General features: G+C 52.5%; 19 protein-coding genes and 3 pseudogenes. 9 read left to right on the top strand and 13 right to left on the bottom strand.

Annotated elements, in window-relative coordinates; translation table 11 throughout:
• Nucleotides 1-29: 29 nt before the first annotated feature.
• The gene (locus EAH74_RS12145) at nucleotides 30-767 is read right to left on the bottom strand and encodes an alpha/beta fold hydrolase (protein WP_240050502.1); all 738 of its coding nucleotides are present in this window, start codon (nucleotides 765-767) and stop codon (nucleotides 30-32) included.
• A 302-nt stretch (nucleotides 768-1,069) separates the two neighbouring features.
• On the opposite strand from EAH74_RS12145, the gene EAH74_RS12150 reads away from it, so the two are divergent.
• The 4 genes from EAH74_RS12150 (at nucleotide 1,070) to EAH74_RS12165 (ending at nucleotide 5,262) form a co-directional block, all read left to right on the top strand.
• A complete protein-coding gene (locus EAH74_RS12150) occupies nucleotides 1,070-1,693 on the top strand; it encodes a DJ-1/PfpI family protein (protein ID WP_140678624.1) in 624 nt (207 codons plus the stop codon).
• Nucleotides 1,694-1,736: 43 nt separating this feature from the next.
• A complete protein-coding gene (locus EAH74_RS12155; protein ID WP_140678626.1) occupies nucleotides 1,737-2,282 on the top strand; it encodes a cysteine hydrolase family protein in 546 nt (181 codons plus the stop codon).
• 32 nt (nucleotides 2,283-2,314) lie between these two features.
• Nucleotides 2,315-2,995 (top strand): glutathione S-transferase family protein, encoded by a 681-nt coding sequence (locus EAH74_RS12160; RefSeq protein ID WP_140678628.1) that lies wholly within the window; start codon nucleotides 2,315-2,317, stop codon nucleotides 2,993-2,995.
• Nucleotides 2,996-3,189: 194 nt separating this feature from the next.
• Nucleotides 3,190-5,262 (top strand): pyridoxamine 5'-phosphate oxidase family protein, encoded by a 2,073-nt coding sequence (locus EAH74_RS12165; RefSeq protein ID WP_140678630.1) that lies wholly within the window; start codon nucleotides 3,190-3,192, stop codon nucleotides 5,260-5,262.
• A 19-nt stretch (nucleotides 5,263-5,281) separates the two neighbouring features.
• Here the strand turns inward: EAH74_RS12165 and grxC are convergent, their stop codons facing one another.
• From grxC to cynS (EAH74_RS12185), 4 genes and pseudogenes are all read right to left on the bottom strand, one after another.
• Nucleotides 5,282-5,545, bottom strand: a complete 264-nt coding sequence (gene grxC / locus EAH74_RS12170; protein WP_140678632.1) for a glutaredoxin 3 — start codon at nucleotides 5,543-5,545, stop codon at nucleotides 5,282-5,284.
• Nucleotides 5,546-5,575: 30 nt separating this feature from the next.
• A pseudogene (locus EAH74_RS12175) lies at nucleotides 5,576-6,239 on the bottom strand (carbonic anhydrase).
• Between the two features lie 41 nt (nucleotides 6,240-6,280).
• The gene (locus tag EAH74_RS12180; RefSeq protein WP_140678634.1) at nucleotides 6,281-6,529 is read right to left on the bottom strand and encodes a DUF2790 domain-containing protein; all 249 of its coding nucleotides are present in this window, start codon (nucleotides 6,527-6,529) and stop codon (nucleotides 6,281-6,283) included.
• A gap of 105 nt (nucleotides 6,530-6,634) precedes the next feature.
• Nucleotides 6,635-7,102, bottom strand: coding sequence for a cyanase (cynS, locus tag EAH74_RS12185; protein ID WP_140678636.1), 468 nt, complete (start codon nucleotides 7,100-7,102; stop codon nucleotides 6,635-6,637).
• Nucleotides 7,103-7,254: 152 nt separating this feature from the next.
• On the opposite strand from cynS (EAH74_RS12185), the gene EAH74_RS12190 reads away from it, so the two are divergent.
• Entirely contained in the window at nucleotides 7,255-7,818 is a 564-nt protein-coding gene (locus tag EAH74_RS12190) for a cupin domain-containing protein (protein ID WP_140678638.1), read from the top strand.
• 79 nt (nucleotides 7,819-7,897) lie between these two features.
• On the opposite strand, the gene EAH74_RS12195 is transcribed toward EAH74_RS12190, so the two are convergent.
• A complete protein-coding gene (locus tag EAH74_RS12195; RefSeq protein WP_140678640.1) occupies nucleotides 7,898-8,257 on the bottom strand; it encodes a hypothetical protein in 360 nt (119 codons plus the stop codon).
• A 357-nt stretch (nucleotides 8,258-8,614) separates the two neighbouring features.
• Here EAH74_RS12195 and wrbA point away from each other — a divergent pair, with 357 nt between their 5' ends.
• Nucleotides 8,615-9,214: an NAD(P)H:quinone oxidoreductase gene (gene wrbA / locus EAH74_RS12200; RefSeq protein ID WP_140678642.1), complete on the top strand. Its 600-nt coding sequence runs from the start codon at nucleotides 8,615-8,617 to the stop codon at nucleotides 9,212-9,214.
• A gap of 148 nt (nucleotides 9,215-9,362) precedes the next feature.
• On the opposite strand, the gene EAH74_RS12205 is transcribed toward wrbA, so the two are convergent.
• The 4 genes from EAH74_RS12205 to EAH74_RS12220 form a co-directional block, all read right to left on the bottom strand.
• On the bottom strand, nucleotides 9,363-9,839 hold the full coding sequence (locus EAH74_RS12205) for a DUF1348 family protein (RefSeq protein ID WP_140678644.1): 477 nt from the start codon (nucleotides 9,837-9,839) through the stop codon (nucleotides 9,363-9,365).
• A 35-nt stretch (nucleotides 9,840-9,874) separates the two neighbouring features.
• Nucleotides 9,875-10,342: a cyanase gene (gene cynS, locus EAH74_RS12210; RefSeq protein ID WP_140678646.1), complete on the bottom strand. Its 468-nt coding sequence runs from the start codon at nucleotides 10,340-10,342 to the stop codon at nucleotides 9,875-9,877.
• 71 nt (nucleotides 10,343-10,413) lie between these two features.
• Nucleotides 10,414-11,046, bottom strand: coding sequence for a carbonic anhydrase (locus EAH74_RS12215; protein ID WP_140678648.1), 633 nt, complete (start codon nucleotides 11,044-11,046; stop codon nucleotides 10,414-10,416).
• 282 nt (nucleotides 11,047-11,328) lie between these two features.
• On the bottom strand, nucleotides 11,329-11,583 hold the full coding sequence (locus EAH74_RS12220) for a LysR substrate-binding domain-containing protein (protein ID WP_140678650.1): 255 nt from the start codon (nucleotides 11,581-11,583) through the stop codon (nucleotides 11,329-11,331).
• A 14-nt stretch (nucleotides 11,584-11,597) separates the two neighbouring features.
• Between EAH74_RS12220 and EAH74_RS12225 the strand changes: the two are divergent.
• Nucleotides 11,598-11,696, top strand: a pseudogene (locus tag EAH74_RS12225) (CstA-like transporter-associated (seleno)protein); the annotation flags it as partial.
• A 185-nt stretch (nucleotides 11,697-11,881) separates the two neighbouring features.
• On the opposite strand, the gene EAH74_RS12230 reads toward EAH74_RS12225, so the two are convergent.
• A complete protein-coding gene (locus EAH74_RS12230) occupies nucleotides 11,882-12,790 on the bottom strand; it encodes an AraC family transcriptional regulator (protein WP_140678652.1) in 909 nt (302 codons plus the stop codon).
• 104 nt (nucleotides 12,791-12,894) lie between these two features.
• Between EAH74_RS12230 and EAH74_RS12235 the strand changes: the two genes are divergently transcribed.
• The gene (locus tag EAH74_RS12235) at nucleotides 12,895-13,452 is read left to right on the top strand and encodes a carboxymuconolactone decarboxylase family protein (RefSeq protein WP_140678654.1); all 558 of its coding nucleotides are present in this window, start codon (nucleotides 12,895-12,897) and stop codon (nucleotides 13,450-13,452) included.
• Nucleotides 13,453-13,600: 148 nt separating this feature from the next.
• Here the strand turns inward: EAH74_RS12235 and EAH74_RS12240 are convergent, their stop codons facing one another.
• Both EAH74_RS12240 and EAH74_RS33860 read right to left on the bottom strand, forming a co-directional pair.
• A complete protein-coding gene (locus EAH74_RS12240) occupies nucleotides 13,601-14,230 on the bottom strand; it encodes a LysE family translocator (protein ID WP_140678656.1) in 630 nt (209 codons plus the stop codon).
• Nucleotides 14,231-14,414: 184 nt separating this feature from the next.
• Nucleotides 14,415-14,580, bottom strand: a pseudogene (locus tag EAH74_RS33860) (cbb3-type cytochrome c oxidase subunit I); the annotation flags it as partial.
• A 13-nt stretch (nucleotides 14,581-14,593) separates the two neighbouring features.
• Here EAH74_RS33860 and EAH74_RS12245 point away from each other — a divergent pair.
• Complete coding sequence (locus tag EAH74_RS12245) at nucleotides 14,594-15,622, top strand: hypothetical protein (protein ID WP_140678658.1); 1,029 nt, start codon at nucleotides 14,594-14,596, stop codon at nucleotides 15,620-15,622.
• Nucleotides 15,623-15,893 lie beyond the last annotated feature (271 nt).

Genomic DNA, 15,893 nt, shown 5'->3' on the forward strand with positions numbered 1-15,893 from the left:
CACGCAACAGCGGAGGTCACTGCTAGTCATTACTTAGCAGTGGCAGCTGTTTCAATCAGGCTGGCAACGACTTTCGGATTGGACACCATCACCACATGGGACGCGCCTTTGACTACGACAGTCTTCTTGGCGTGTGCCCGCTCAGCCATGAACACCTGGGCTTGCGCAGGGATGTTCTTGTCCTTGTCGCCATAGACGAAATACGACGGAACGGTTTTCCAGGCGGGTTCGCTCGAGGCTTCATTCAGCGCAGCTACGGTCACGGGACGTTGGGTCGCTGCCATCAATTTTGCGTCAGCATTCGGCACATCGGCGGCGAACTGATCGTGGAACTTGTCCTGCTGGATGAACAGATCCTTTCCACCATCAGCCAATTCAACCGGTGGAGCCAGGGTTGGCCCCAAGGTATTACCCGGGAAACGACCCGCCAGGTCGGCGGTGGATTCACCGGCTTCAGGCGCGATAGCCGCGACGTAAACCAGCGCCTTGACGTTGGCATTGCCGTAGGCGGCTTCGCTGATCACCGGGCCACCGTAGGAGTGACCAACCAGTACCACTGGGGTTTTGATGCTTTTCAGTACATCAGCCACCGATTGCGCATCGCCTTTGAGGCTGCGCAGCGGGTTGGAAGCCGCGATCACCGGGTAGCCGTCTTTTTCCAGAATCTTGACCACGCCGTTCCAGCTGCTGGAGTCGGCGAAGGCGCCGTGCACCAGCACAACCGTTGGTTTAACGGGGGCCGCCAGCGCAGCAGTGGCGCTGACCATGGCTGTGGCAAGGCCCAGTCCTGCGAATAACTTGTTCATCGGGTGTTCCTGTACGGGGTGGGAGGAGTGAAGCGACAGGGCCATTTGAACCGGATGCTGTGTCTCGTATGTGTCTGACTTGCCCGCCCGGCGCATGGAAATATGTCTGGAATCGCCTGAGCTACAAACGGATACAAATGCCGTTCGGGCATTTCAGTGAGCGAAATAGTGGATTGTATTTTGTGGTCGTTCTCTACATCGCGGTTAAGGCAGAGCATAAGCACACACACTCTTCCATGCTGTACAGCAGAGGCTCATGACCGATGAAACGCGTGCTTATGTTACTGGCCAACGGCGTAGAGCCCCTGGAAATGGCCGCTTTTACCGATGTGCTTGGCTGGGCCAACCTGCTGGGTGATCACCCTGTGGAACTGGTCAACGCCGGCCTTCGCAAAAAGATCGTGACCACCTTCGGTCTCACGCTCAATCCGAGTTTTTTATTGAGCGATCTGGACTTGAGCAGCTTCGATGCCTTGGCACTGCCGGGTGGTTTTGAACCGTCGGGTTTTTACGAGGAAGCCTTGAGCGAACCCTTCCTGGCGACCATCCGGCATTTCGTCGAAGCCGGTAAACCCGTTGCCAGCGTTTGCGTGTCTTCCGTGTGCCTGGGCGTGGCCGGCGTGCTGCGTGACAGGAACGCCACGACCTACCACCAGGAGGGCGGCAAGCGGAAAAACCAACTGTTGGAAACCGGTGCACGCTTTGTCGATCGCCCCGTGGTTGTCGATGACCAGATCATCACTTCAAGCGGGCCGGGCACTGCCACCGAAGTTGCATTCGTACTGCTCGAAAAAATAACCAGCGTCGAAAATGCCGCTTTTATCCGCAAGAAGATGCGCTTCGCCACCCCCGACCGTGGTTGGTACGAAACGCCGCAAGTGCCCTGAAATGATCCACCAACTCCCATCGACTCTTTATCAAGGTAACCGTATGACTAACACAGCACTCATCGTCGTTGATATTCAGAACGACTATTTTTCCGGCGGCAAATGGGAACTCAACGCTACTGACTCAGCCGCTGACAATGCGGCTCGTGTGATTGGAGCAGCACGTGAGCGGGGTGACTTAGTCATCCATATCCGTCACGAGACTTTAGCCCCTAATGCACCGTTTTTTGTTCCAGGCTCCGACGGCGCGCAATTGCACGAGAAGGTGCGCAATCTTGGGGACGAGTTGGTCATCGTCAAACACTTCATGAACCCATACCGCGAAACGGAACTGCTCGAAGTGCTTGAACACAACGAGATTGAACGGGTCACCGTGGTCGGCAACATGAGCCACATGTGCATCGATGCTGTCACCCGCGCGTCTGACGACTTCGGGTTTGAGGCGACAGTCATTCACGATGCCTGTACGACCCACGACCTGGAATTCAACGACGTCAAGGTTCCTGCACATCTGGTGCATGCGGCGTTCATGGCCGCCTTGAAGTTCGGGTACGCCGAAGTGCTGAGCACTGACGAGTATGTGGCCTAGGTTTTCATTCTGCTGCCGAAAAAGGTAACCCAATGTTCAATCTTTCCAATGCTGTCGATTACTACTACTGGCCAACCCCCAATGGGCAGAAGGTCGCCATTTTTCTTGAGGAATCGGAACATCCTTACTTCGCGCATCCCGTCAATATCAGCAATGGTGAGCAATTTTCCACTGAGTTCACCCGAATTTCGCCCAATCAGCGCATTCCAGCGATAGTCGACAGAGAGACTGGTGTATCGGTCTTTGAGTCAGGGGCGATTTTGTTGTACCTGGCTCAGCGCCACGGGCAATTCATCCCCGCCGATGCGAAAGGGGCGGCTGACGTCATGCAGTGGCTGTTCTGGCAAGCGGCGAACCTGGGGCCGATATTGGGACAGGCAGTGTTCTTCCTTAATTACGCCTCTGAACATGTGCCGCTCGCCGTGGCACGGTTCAGTAAAGAGACCGAACGTTTGTATGGCGTTCTGGAGCAGCAATTGAGCGAACGACCTTACGTCGCCGGCGAGTACTCCATTGCCGATATGGCGATCTATCCTTGGGTGCTGCAACATGACAAGCAAGGCATTACGCTCGATGGTTATCCTAACGTCGCCGCTTGGCTAGAAAAAATCAGCATGCGCCCAGCTGTGGTTCGGGCCTACGCTAAAGGGGAGCAAATTCGTCCATCTGGTCAAACTGATCAAGACAGAAAAAAGCTTTATGGGCTTCCATAGCGGGGTCGCTATCCACTTAGGCGATTCCAGGTTGCTCGAGTGCGTGCAGGGTCTGTCTCGAGCTTCATGAGGTTGCAAAGCGCAGAGTTGATAATCACCGGCAACTGCGTATTAGACCCCGCTGCCGGGGATTCAACCATTCCTCGCCGGGCGGCGGGTGAAGGGCACCTGTTTACGAATGCGTAGAGGTGATCATGAATCAGTCGGACGCGCCAGGAGCATCTCCTTGGCATATGGGTGAGCGTGAATTGCAAGAAAGCGTCGGCGTCGCCGATCAAATGGAGATATTCGGACGCAAGGTCGTACGTGACTACATGCCTGATCAGCATCGATTGTTTTACAACCAGTTGCCTTACCTGGTGGTGGGCGCGGTCGATGAACAAGGGATGCCTTGGGCCACGTTGATCGAAGGCCCCCCTGGCTTCATCCATTCACCCGATCCTCGAATGCTGCAACTCGACCGCCTGCCCGCCGAGGGTGATCCAGTTAGGGCGGCCCTTAAGCAAGGCGGTGCGGTGGGACTGCTGGGCATTGACCTGAAGACCCGAAGGCGCAATCGCATGAACGGCAACATTAGCACCGCCTCGTCAGGCGGTTTTGCCGTTTCTGTGGTGCACGCTTTCGGCAACTGCCCGCAATACATTCAGTTGCGAGGCGTTGAGCCGGTCAGCCTTGGCCAAGCCTCAGCAAACGTAGCGGCCGAATGTCTCAGCGAACTGGATGAAGCCGCGAAGTCGACCATCAGCAAGGCCGATACCTTTTTCCTCGCCAGCTATGTCGACCTGGATGGCGATGCATCCCGGCGCTCGGTGGACGTTTCTCACCGGGGTGGCAATTCAGGTTTCGTCAGGATCGAAGGCAACGTGCTGACGATCCCCGATTTCGCTGGCAACCTGCACTTCAACACCTTGGGTAATTTCCTGCTCAACCCGCGCGCAGGGCTGGTGTTCATCGATTTTGAAACAGGCGACATGCTGCAAGTCAGCGGGCGTACCGAGATCATTCTCGAGGGCCCGGAGATTGCTGCCTTTCAGGGGGCTGAGCGACTCTGGACGCTGACCGTGGAACAGGTGGTCCGACGTCAGGCTGTGTTGGCCCTACGTTGGCGGTTTGAAGGTTTTTCGCCTAACAGCCTGATGACGGGCAGTTGGGAGCAAGCTGAGGGCCGATTGCAAGCCGATAACCTGCGCGATCAATGGCGACCACTGAGGGTGACGCGGGTCGTTGACGAGAGCAGCTCCATTCGCTCCTTCTATTTTGAACCGGCCGATGGCGCGGGCATACCGCGGTTTGAGGCTGGCCAACATCTGCCGGTGCGCTTTTGCCTTGCTGAAGGACAGGCGCCTCTGGTCAGAACCTACAGCCTGTCCAGTGCGCCGTCGGACAGTTTTTTCCGCATCAGCGTCAAGCGTGACGGACTCATCTCGTCGCATCTGCACGACCGCGTTCAGGTAGGGGATCTGGTTGAAGCCCGCGCCCCTCAAGGGCGCTTCACGGTGCAAGCCGATGAATATCGACCGTTGGTTTTGCTGGCCGCGGGCGTGGGCGTGACCCCACTGCTGTCGATGCTGCGTGAAGTGATTTATGAAGGCGAACGTATCCGTCGCACTCGACCGACCTGGTTCATCCAAAGTGCGCGCAGCCTGAGTGAACTCGGGTTTCGCGATGAGCTGCACGAACTGGCGACCCGTGCCAAGGATAAAATTCGTGCGCTGCGTCTGCTCAGTCAACCGGAAACTCATGCTCGCGTTGGTGAGGATTTTGAGGTGGCGGGGCGTGTGGATGTCGAACTGCTCAAGGCATTGCTGCCCCTGGACGATTACGACTTTTACCTGTGTGGCCCTGGTGCTTTTACCCAGGCGCTGTACGACGGTCTGCGTCAGTTGCGTATTGGCGATGATCGTATTCACGCGGAGACTTTCGGTCCTTCGACCCTGGTTCGCCAACGGGATCATTTAACCCCGGCGGTCGAGCAGATACCCGCGGCAAGCAGCCCGGTCAAAGTGCTGTTTTCGGCATCGGCGAAGGAAGCTCGTTGGGAGCCGGGTGGCGGGAGTTTACTGGAACTGGCCGAGAGCCGTGGCCTGAATCCGGACTTCAGTTGCCGGGGTGGATCGTGCGGAACTTGCCGTACCAAACTGATCAGTGGGCAAGTGCACTATTTGAATTTGCCAGCTGAGATGCCGGCCGAAGGGGAAGTGCTGATTTGCTGCGCTGTACCTGCACAACCTAAGGAGGGCGATGCCCCCCTTGTGCTGGATTTGTAATTTGGGTGCCATCGACCGCTCATCCCACCAAGCGTGGGCTGAGCGCTTCGTCGATACCGCCTTCGCTTTCAAGTTGAGCTAGGTCGTCGAACCCGCCTACGTGGTGATTACCGAAAAAGATCTGTGGGACAGTGCGGCGCCCACTTCGGCTAACCATTTCACTCCTCACCGGTGCGGACTGTACGTCGATTTCGGTATAGCGAATGCCTTTAGCATTAAGCAGCTTCTTGGCAGCACGGCAGTATGGGCAGGTGCTGGTGGTGTACATAGTGACTTCAAGCATGTTGAGAACTCCGTAAATAATTTTGGTTGATTAAGCAACGGCTTTTGCAGGACGGGCATGCACGGCAACGGTGGTCGGGTGCTTGGCCAGTGATTTGAAAGTTTTGTTGTCGGCATCCAGTGCATCGATTGAACCGGTTCCGATGTCGTAAACCCAGCCATGAAGATTCACCAGACCTTTTTCCTGAGCCAGGCGCACGCTTGGGTGGGTCTGAATATTGGCCAGTTGGGCGATGACGTTTTCCCGGACCATCGAACTTACTTTGGCTGCTTCATTTGCATGAGGGCGCGATTCGTTGATGACTTTCGCTGACTCGGAATGCTGCAACCAACCAGCAACAGCGGGCAGGTGATCCATGCATTTGCACTTGGCAACAGCGGTCATAGCACCGCAATCGGAATGATCCGCAGATCACGATGTCAGTGACGCCGAGCACAGCGACTGCATATTCGACCGTTGCCGATACACCACCTGAATGTGGGCTGTAGGACGGCACGATGTTTCCGGCGTTACGGATCACGAACAGTTCGCCAGGTTCTTGCTGGGTCAGCAGTTCAGGTACAACGCGGCTATCGGAGCAAGTGATGAACAACGTACCTGGATGCTGGGTAGTGGCCAGGTGTTTGAACAGATCAGTCCGTTGTGGAAATGCGTCCTTTTGGAACTTCAAAAAACCGTCGATGAGCGCTTTCATAATGTGAGCCTCTGATTGATTGTTAAGTGATCGAATGACGATCAGTTGGTGCAGCCGGCACCGATCACGCTGTATTCCAGAATATGGGTATCACCGTGCGAATCTTTGTAAGTCATTTGCACTGGGGTTGGACCGCATACATCCGCCGCAGGGGTGATGTTGACTACCTTGGCGATATCCAAGTGCATGCCGTATGCGTATGGAACGGCGTCCGGCGTGACCACAGCTTCCTGTGCATAAGCTGACAGCGAGGCCGTCAGGGACAAGGCGAGAAACAGAATTTTTTTCATGACGAATCCTCCAGTCAAAGTTGGTGTTCAATAAAGTTGGTTAAGTAAATTTTTTGAAGCAGGCCCGCAGTGGCTGCGGGCCGAATTACAGTTTCATTTGTATCCTTAGAAAGGACGCAGTGGCAGGAACTTACCGTCGAGGGTGATTACTGCGCGGTGGCCGCCTTCTGGGTCTTCGACTTTCTTCATGTCCAGCTTGAAGTTGATCGCGCTGATGATGCCGTCGCCGAACTGCTCATGAACCAGGGACTTCAGGGTGGTGCCGTAGATCTGGATCATTTCGTAGAAGCGGTAGATGGTCGGATCAGTTGGGACGCCCGACAGGCTGCCGCGCAGCGGGATGACTTGCAGGCGGGCTACCGAGTCGGCGTCCAGGTCCAATTTTTGGCCAATCACTTTGGCTGCGCTTTCTGGCAGTGGGTGTTGACCGAGCAGAGCTGCGGTTACATAAGCCAGGCCCAGGCCAGTGCCTTCAGCCAGGTCGGCAAAGGACAGACCTTTATTAGCTTTTGCGTCCAGAATTTCGGTGGTCAGTTGGAGGCTAGTGTCGTTGTAAGCGTGAGACTGTTGCATGGTGGATTTCCTGTCGGGTTTCACTGAGTTGGTGTTGCTGGGTTGGTGTCGCTTGGGTGTGAAGCAATCTTCTGCCGATTAACCGATAGCGTCCAAGACCGATATCCAATGCAGCGCATAAGCAGTACCTATGCATTGTGGCTACGGAGGACATGAACGTGAAAACGTCTGAGATGTTGTTGCTAGTACCCAATGGTTATCCCGTGTGGATCGACGTGCCGCAGGCGACCACAGGAGGTGCGGGCACGGCGATGCGCTTTGTATTGCCGGTCAATGCCCACAATTTGCCGTTGATGCATCGCCATGAGACGAAACTGGTGGTGGCGCTCAGTGGCGCATTGGAGATTCGTTCGGGTCGACAACGAATTGCGTTGCTCAAAGAAGGCGACGCGGTAAAGCTTCATGCCGGTACCGCGCACCGAATCCATCAGCAGGGTGCGTGCCCAAGCACGGTAGGAATTGTGTTGTGGCCTGGAGTGGTTGAATCGGCTTTTCGCGAGCTGGCTGACGCGGCTAAACACAACACTATTCTGCGTAGCGAGATGGTTGAGATACTTTCCCGCTATGGTGTTGTATGGACTACTGATGCTGCGAGAGAAGAACCTCAAACGCCAATCGTGCGTCCGCTCCAGGAGTGGTTCGCCGAATTGCCAGAGACAGTCGCGAAATTGCTAGCACTCAAATGGGCGGCGTTGGGAGACAACCTCGCACAGTAGTCTTTGCGTAGACCTGAAAATCGAGACGGATAATAAAAGGCCCGCGTTTGGCGGGCCTGATTGAAAAATGCATGGGGGATTACGGGCTGACGGCATGTGGCCGGTTGCCTTTGATTTGTACCTGTTGACCGATAGCAAATTCTTCACGTGGAGAACGTACGATTTGCTCCTCTCCGGTATCGCTGCGCACCTTGTAGGCTCGTTCCTCCATACCGCCAGCCTTTTGCACTTCACTTCCCGTCAGTAACCCTATACCTGCCCCGATCAGTGCACCTAAGGGGCCGCCAGCTGCGCCCCCAATCAAGACGCCGGTGCCCGCACCAAATGCGCCGCCCGCTGTAGTGTCTCCAGTTTGCGAAATAACTTGATCTGCTTGTGCGACACCAGTGAGGAAGAGAGAAATGCCAATGCTCACTGTTAAGACGCGTAAGTGTTTCATGCTGCCTCCCGTTGGCAAGCGCATGAGCACTTACCAAATTGATCAACAGGGGGCGGCCAACAAAAAAAAGCACCGCCCAGTTTTCTGGAACGTCAAAACGAAACGATTCTTCCTGATGTAGATTGTCGGCTGTCTCACTCAAAGCGCTCCGTGTGCGTTGGGTGTTTTGTGTTTCATCAACTGCTAGCCACTAAATATTGTAGTCGGCTCAACTCGACTCCCAGAGCTGCGGTGAGGTAAATCTGCTGGTGGGTGGTTGCAGTGGCAATCGGCGACTAAATTTGATTGGTTCCAGATTCAACCCAGATCCAGATGTGCAGCACCCGACAACCGATACAGCGAACGGGGTAAGTGCAAATGGTCAAAATACTGGTTCTCTATCATTCGATGTACGGCCACATAGAAACGATGGCTGAGCATGTTGCCGATGGTGCTCGAAGCGTTCCTGGCGTAGAGGTCACTGTAAAACGCGTACCAGAAACTATGGACGCAGCTGCCTTTCAGGCAGCGCATGGCAAGGTAAACCAGGTTGCTCCAGTAGCAAATCCAGCCGAACTGGCTGATTACGATGCGATCATCTTTGGGACACCGACGCGCTTTGGCAATATGTCAGGTCTGATGCGTAATTTCCTGGATCAGACTGGTGGGTTGTGGGCCTCAGGCGCACTGGTCGGTAAGGTCGCCAGTGTCTTTACATCCACCGGCACTGGAGGTGGACAAGAGATGACCATCACGTCGACATGGACGACGCTTGCTCATCACGGCATGGTCATTGTGCCGATTGGATATAGCGATCCGGCATTGTTCGATGTGTCGCAGCCGGGAGGTGGTACCCCTTACGGAGCATCCACAATTGCAGGTGGTGATGGCTCCCGCCAGCCTGATCAACGTGAGTTGGGTATCGCTCGTCACCAAGGGCAGTACGTCGCTAAAATTGCGACAAAGCTCAACACCTAAAAAACCGCAGTAGCCAGATGTAGATCTGGCTACTGACGACAAGGTTTCGAAATGCCTCTCCTAGTATGTTCGTAAACGCCTGCGCATGAACTGATAGAAACGGAAGTAGGGTAAACGTCCCTGTTTACCTTGGTCGAGAAGGTGCAAGTTAAAGACCCAAATCAGAAAGGCCAGGATGATCGTCAGGACGACGGCCGAGTGGCCAACGGAATTTTCGCTCTGTCTCTTTGATTGGCATGTCGTTGACGCAGGCAAAACGGTGCGCCATCAGACCGTTTTCAGCGAACTCCCAGTTTTCGTTACCGTAGGAGCGGAACCAATTACCCGAGTCGTCATGCCATTCATATGCATACCGCACAGCGATGCGATTATCGGTGAACGCCCACAGTTCTTTGATCAATCGATAATCCAGTTCTTTGTTCCATTTTCTGGTCAAGAACGCTGCGGCCTCTGCGCGATTTGTTGCGAAGTCGACACGATTTCGCCATTTGGTATCAGGCGTGTACGCGAGGGAAACCTTTTCCGCATCTCGTGTGTTCCAGCCATCTTCGGCAAGACGGACTTTGAGGATCGCCGTCTCACGAGTGAAAGGTGGTAGCGGTGTACGAGTTTCAGAGCCAGCCATGATTTTTACTCCCGATAGTTTTCCAGGTTTCCGAGCTAAAACGGTTTGAAGGGGAGGAACTTTCCGTCGAGAGTGATCACTGCCCGATATCCACCTTCCGGATCCTCAACCTTTTTGAAGTCTAGCTTGAAATTTATCGCGCTTATAATGCCGTCGCCAAACTGCTCATGGACTATTGCTTTTAATGTAGTGCCATAAATTTGAATCATTTCATAAAAGCGATAAATCGTAGGGTCAGTTGGTACACCGTTCAGGCTGCCACGTAGAGGAATGAGTTGCAGTCGACTTATTGAATCTGCGTCTAGCTCTAGGCGGTCTCCAACTTTTCTTGCAGCCTCTGCTGATAATGGGTGCTGGCCGAGCAATGCAGCTGTTACATAGGCAAGACTAAGCCCAGTACCATCTGCGAGATCTTGCCACGATAAGTTTTTCCTTGCTTTGCTTGCCAATATCTCCGATGTCAAATCAATGGATGAGTCTTTATATGCATGAGACTGTGTCATGTCTTTCTCCTGTCAATGAATTTAGAGTGCAAAATTGATATTGCACTCTCGCCGATTAGGAGTTGCTTAAGTTAAGCCTTTGTTTCAGGGAACTCTGCGAGTGGAACGAACGTATTTGTCTTTCCGTCGAGCGCGTCAATTGACCCGGTTTCTATGTCGTAGACCCAGCCATGCAGGTTCAATTTTTTTTGTTCTAGAGCGAGCCTAACGCTCGGATGTGTTTTTAAGTTGGAGAGTTGAGCGATCACATTTTCTCGAACCATGGAACTGACGCGCTCTTTATCGGAGGCGTGCGTGCGGGTTGCATTTATCACCTTTGCAGACTCCGCGTAGCTCATCCAGGCGGCTACAGCCGGCAGATGGTTCAACGATTTTCCACTCGAAACGGCGGTCATTGCCCCGCAATCGGAGTGCCCGCAGATGACGATATCTACAACGCCAAGTACCGCAACGGCGTATTCGACAGAGGCAGTCACGCCGCCAGGTTGTGGTCCATAGGACGGCACTATATTTCCTGCATTACGAACAACGAATAGTTCTCCTGGCTCCTGCTGTGTCAGCAATTCCGGAATAACTCTACTGTCCGAACAAGTGATAAATAAAACTTTTGGATTTTGAGTCGTGGCAAGGTATTTGAAAAGGTCGGTTCGCTGCGGGAATACTTCTTTTTGAAACTTGATGAAACCTTCGATGAGCGCTTTCATATACAAGTTCCGGTGTTTAGGGCATGGTTCGAAAGCCGATGTTAGATTGCTCGTTGAATGCCGTCCAAGAATAAGAAGGAGCAATAATTTATTGGTTATATTGGATAAATCTAATGTGTATGCAGCTTTCTCCTAGCTACCAATGAAAGATTGGTAGTCCCATAAAATCCAAGTCAAGTAAAGCAACAATAAGGCATGGGTGAGCACTATTGTTGATCAGGATATTAAGCAGCGGCCTTTGTCGCAGTTATTTCGATCAGAGTTGCATTTTTTTTCGCTCAGTTAATGACTAAAGCGTGAGCGCAACCAACGCTCTCCGGGATCGTTGTCCAGCGTGGCGCTCCATGACATTGATAGATCGAGGGCAGGGAGGGTCATCGGAACGGGATCCGCGCGTAATCCACCTTGCCGAGTCATGGCTTTGGCTACGTAATCAGGCACTACGGCTAACATATCCGTGCCTTCGAGTAGTGTTTTAAGAACACTGTATTGTGGAACAGCGAGAACAACGTGACGTTGCCGCCCAAGAGATCCCAACGCTCGGTGGCATCAAGCATCCGGGCCAACCGGTAATGACGTATTCGGAATTTTTTCGTGAGCGTCAGGAAGCTCGCTACGGCAACGGAAAATGTACAACGCGCTGCTGCTGACCTTTGTTCTTGCGGAGTATTGAAGCAAAAAACCGTTTAGCCCAAGCCTATGATGGCGGTCGCTTTGAGCGAAATATTCTTCTTCACTAATCCTCCTCGCAACGGTCACCTAAAAGGTGACCATTACTACTGTGCTGCCGATAGGGTGCCTAGCACCTGACGGGCGGACTCCAGTAGCACGTTGCTCAACGACCTTCATGATTTTTTCGATAGGCCCCTGGTTGCATGCCCACCAATTTAGCGAAAGCGCGAGAAAACGCGGAAATCGATTGATAGCCCACAGCTGCACACACTGTCTCCACTGTGTTGTTGTTCTTCAGCAATTGACAGGCATGGCGAATCCGCAGCGCTAGCAGTACTTGCCCCGGCGACTGCCCGACCAGCTCGTTAAATTTTATGAAAAATGCCGAGCGAGAAAGTCCGGTACACGCCGCCATATTTTCTAAAGACCATGGGCGCTCTGGGCACTCAATTAATTGGTCCAGCAACATAGCGAAGACCGGATGCCGGGCTAAGGCCACCAAGCCTCCTAGATTATGATTTTCCATCACCTGTTGACGTAACACATACAGAAACATCAGATGGCTCAAGCGCTCCAATAAGGCAGTGGAGGGGGAGGCTTGCCGGCATTCTTCCAGGATCAGCTCAAACAGGACGCGGGCGGCACTCAGCGACGGATCCCCAGCCCGTAGAATTATCCAGTCCGGAAGCCCTTCGATGATCAGCGACGACAACCCTGATTTGAAGTAAAAAAAGCCACATACGAGCCCCACACCGTCCTCTGCGTCGCTATCCAGCTCTGTCATTTCTCCGCGGGGTAGACGCTGGGCGGTATCAGCCTCTTCGGCACTGGACAGCCGATAATTCTGATCACGCAACAAAAACACAGCATCTCCTGCATTCAGTTGCTGCGCCTGATTCTGTCCATTGATATGTAGCCAACAATTGCCTTGTACGACCAAATGAAAACTGGATCGTGCAGAGCCGTAGGTGCTCGCATGCCATCCTCCGCAGTAACGGCCAACATGAAAGAGGTTGGCCTCTAGCTCAAGACTTTCTAATAACCAATCAATCAGTGGGCTCGACGAAATCATCTAATGAAAATACTCAGAGGCAGGTAAACGCTACTCAGGAGAGTGGTTGTAAATTCGTGTTGCCAACAGACTTGCCGGACATTCAATTCGCAGGAAAATATCTCATGGCACGCGTCACTCTCCACACATTGCAAACTGCACCTGAAGCAGCCAAACCTTTCCTGGAAAACGCCCAGAAAAACTCTGGTTTCATTCCAAATTTACTGGCTGTGTTGGCAAATGCTCCAGTGGCATTGGAAATGTACGTCACGGTATCTGCCCTCAATGGCAAAGCTGAGCTGAGCTTAGCTGAACGTGAAGTCGTGCAGCTGATTGCTGCGACCAATCACGGTTGTGATTTCTGCGTAGCGGGTCACACCGCGGTAGCGTTGAACAAGGCGAAGTTGTCTGATGAAGTGGTCGGCGCACTGCGCGGACAAACAGCCATACCGGAGGTGAAGCTTGAAGCCTTGGCAGCCTTCGCCCGCGAAGTTATCGCGACGCGCGGTAACGTCAGTGAACAAACCTACGGCGCTTTCAAAACTGCGGGCTACACAGAGGGAAATGCCTTGGAAGTAATCCTTGGAGTGAGCCTGGCAACCCTGTGTAACTTTGCCAATGTTTTCGCTAAAACCCCTCTCAATCCGGAGCTTAGCCGTTACAGCTGGCAGTCGGATAAATAATCCAAAATCTGGCAACTGGATCGCCTGTCTGGGCAGGTTAGCCCAATTGAAAGTCGCCCCAGTGGTCAATGCAGCAATTTCGCGCCGGTGTCGGCGCGAATGTGCTGGTACCGCAGTAGCCAATGAAAAAGCTCTTCACAATTGGGTTTCAGGCTTGCTGTACCAGTGCCAGCCTTACGGAAAATCCTATGAGAAGAGTACCGAATAGCCATTGCTGAATGCGTTGCGCCAGTGCGCTTCGCTCCAGCCAGCGGCCTACCCAGGCGCTGGCAGTTGCAAAAATACTGTCGAACACAAGGCCCGTGATTACGAGCACGATGCCTAACACGGCAAATTGCTCCCATACGGAAGAGCGATGGGGGTCAATGAATTGTGGTAGCAATATCGAGCTGAATAGTAGCGCTTTCGGATTGAGCAGGTTAGTCAGAAGACCACGCTGGAAAGCTGCCTTCAAGGATGGCGATGCAACGGGATTCTCAACAGCTGTTGGTGAGCTTGCGCCACTGCTTTTGAACATTTGCAACCCAATCCACAGTAGGTAAGCAGCGCCTGCATATTTAACGACGTCAAATGTCCAAGGAAGAACCTTGAATATGGTTGCCAACCCCAAAGCGGTCAACGTGACGTGGCAGGCACGTGCGAGTGCCAGACCCAGTGCCGTCGCCATTGCAAAACTCCGGCCTTGTTTTGCGCCGGTTTGCAGCAGCAGGATCATGTCCGGGCCGGGCATTAAAAAGATCATTGAGAGGGCTAAAAGATACAGCGCTAAGTCTTCCATTTTGGAGCAGCTCGGTGACTGATTAAGGAAGTAAAAGTTTATGACCAAGGGGTGGGGCAGGTGGTTGCGTATTGAACTCAAAATACCTCGTTTTTTGGCAGATCATGCCAATAAATATTATCTGAGGTCGTTTAATGCCAAATTATCGTAATTCACACATAAAACTCGATAGTTACGATTGAGACATACTCAAAGCTTTGCAACGAGACGGTCGCCCGACCTGTTTCGGCACGACGTAATACATCATCCCCAAGAAGCCGGTGGTCAGGAAGAACCCTACCGCGTTGTGCCTGCATCACCACTGGACCATGGCGTCGGTGGCCCCGGAATACCGAATAAGACTTAAACCATCCACCGGAATCGGTGTTTGATGGTCAGGGTATTGAAGAGTGGGTGAAGGTAGCGGAGATAATTGCACGTGCTGGTAGTGAAACCACCGGTGAATCAACGCGCCTGATGCTGCAAGGATGGGGTTCGCATAGTGTAGAGCACTCTGCTATATGCTGGGTTTTACTCAGTGTGTTGGGGGTGGTTGATAAATCAGTTTTTGTCGAGCAGTTTTTGCGGGTGTCAGCGCAGTCTTCCAGCAATTTATCGCCAAGGGAGTTTATTGATTTTCTGTGTGATGCTCATATAGTTGGTTCAGAAAACGATTTGATATACGCGCACTCCTACCAAATGGAAGGTATGGTCAAGTTTATCTGCGGGAATCTGGAATCTGCGACACAGGGGTTGAGTGCTGCATCTAATTTTTTACTTGGTTCAATCGAAGCTAAAGGTTTTTCTAGTGTTGCAAGTACTTATATAGGTGTTATCGTAACTTGGCTTGGTTTTTTTAAGTCGACAGCGTTGTTCAAGGGTATTATAACTGCGGTTGATGATTTGCTTGAGCATCAGTGTAGGTGCTCGAATGACTTCGATTTTTATGTGTTCGCGTCGGTGTCCATGGGGTGGGAGTATGGGCAGAGTAACTTTATTAGACTTCTGAGGGTGTTCAATCTCTGTCAGATGGAACAAAGCTCTATGGCTGTGTTTCATTGCAGTGAGGAGTATTTAAACTCGGTGATAGCGGATCGGGTCTTGGTGGAGTATCTAATTCCTAGAGTGATAATGGAACATCTTCCATTTACAAGTATTTCTTATGCATATAATGCGAGATCATTTGCTGATCTGGTTTTTAAGTTTGGAGTAAATTTAGAGGGGGAGTGTCGGAGGGCATTAGATATTATTTACGAAAGGATGTATGTAGATTGTGGAGATGGTGTGTGTGACGATCCTGATCTTGATATAAATATACTGCCACTAAGACTTCTTTTAAGGAAATATTCAAGCGTGCCCTACGTAGATAAATACACTTCGCGAAATACTGATTCTTATAATCCTTATAGATAGTGGATCGTGGTGGCTTAGCGCATTATTACCCTATTATTGAAAGCTGTATGACAAAGTTGAATGGTCGATACACTGACTGTCAGGCGAATCGAGCGCCCCTTGCGCTTGCCAAAGCGCTAGAGGTGTATTAGGAAGACGCCAAATTTCTCAGTTTAGAGTAACGGCAAGCGCTGCTGCGTACAGCCAAAGAAAAGAAACGCGCTGAGGCCGGCAAAAAACTTCCGATGGTCCCAATGTGCCAAGGCCTAATTGCTACGATTGCCATAGGATA

The sequence above is a fragment of the Pseudomonas mandelii genome (assembly GCF_006438925.1).
GTDB lineage: Bacteria > Pseudomonadota > Gammaproteobacteria > Pseudomonadales > Pseudomonadaceae > Aquipseudomonas > Aquipseudomonas mandelii_C.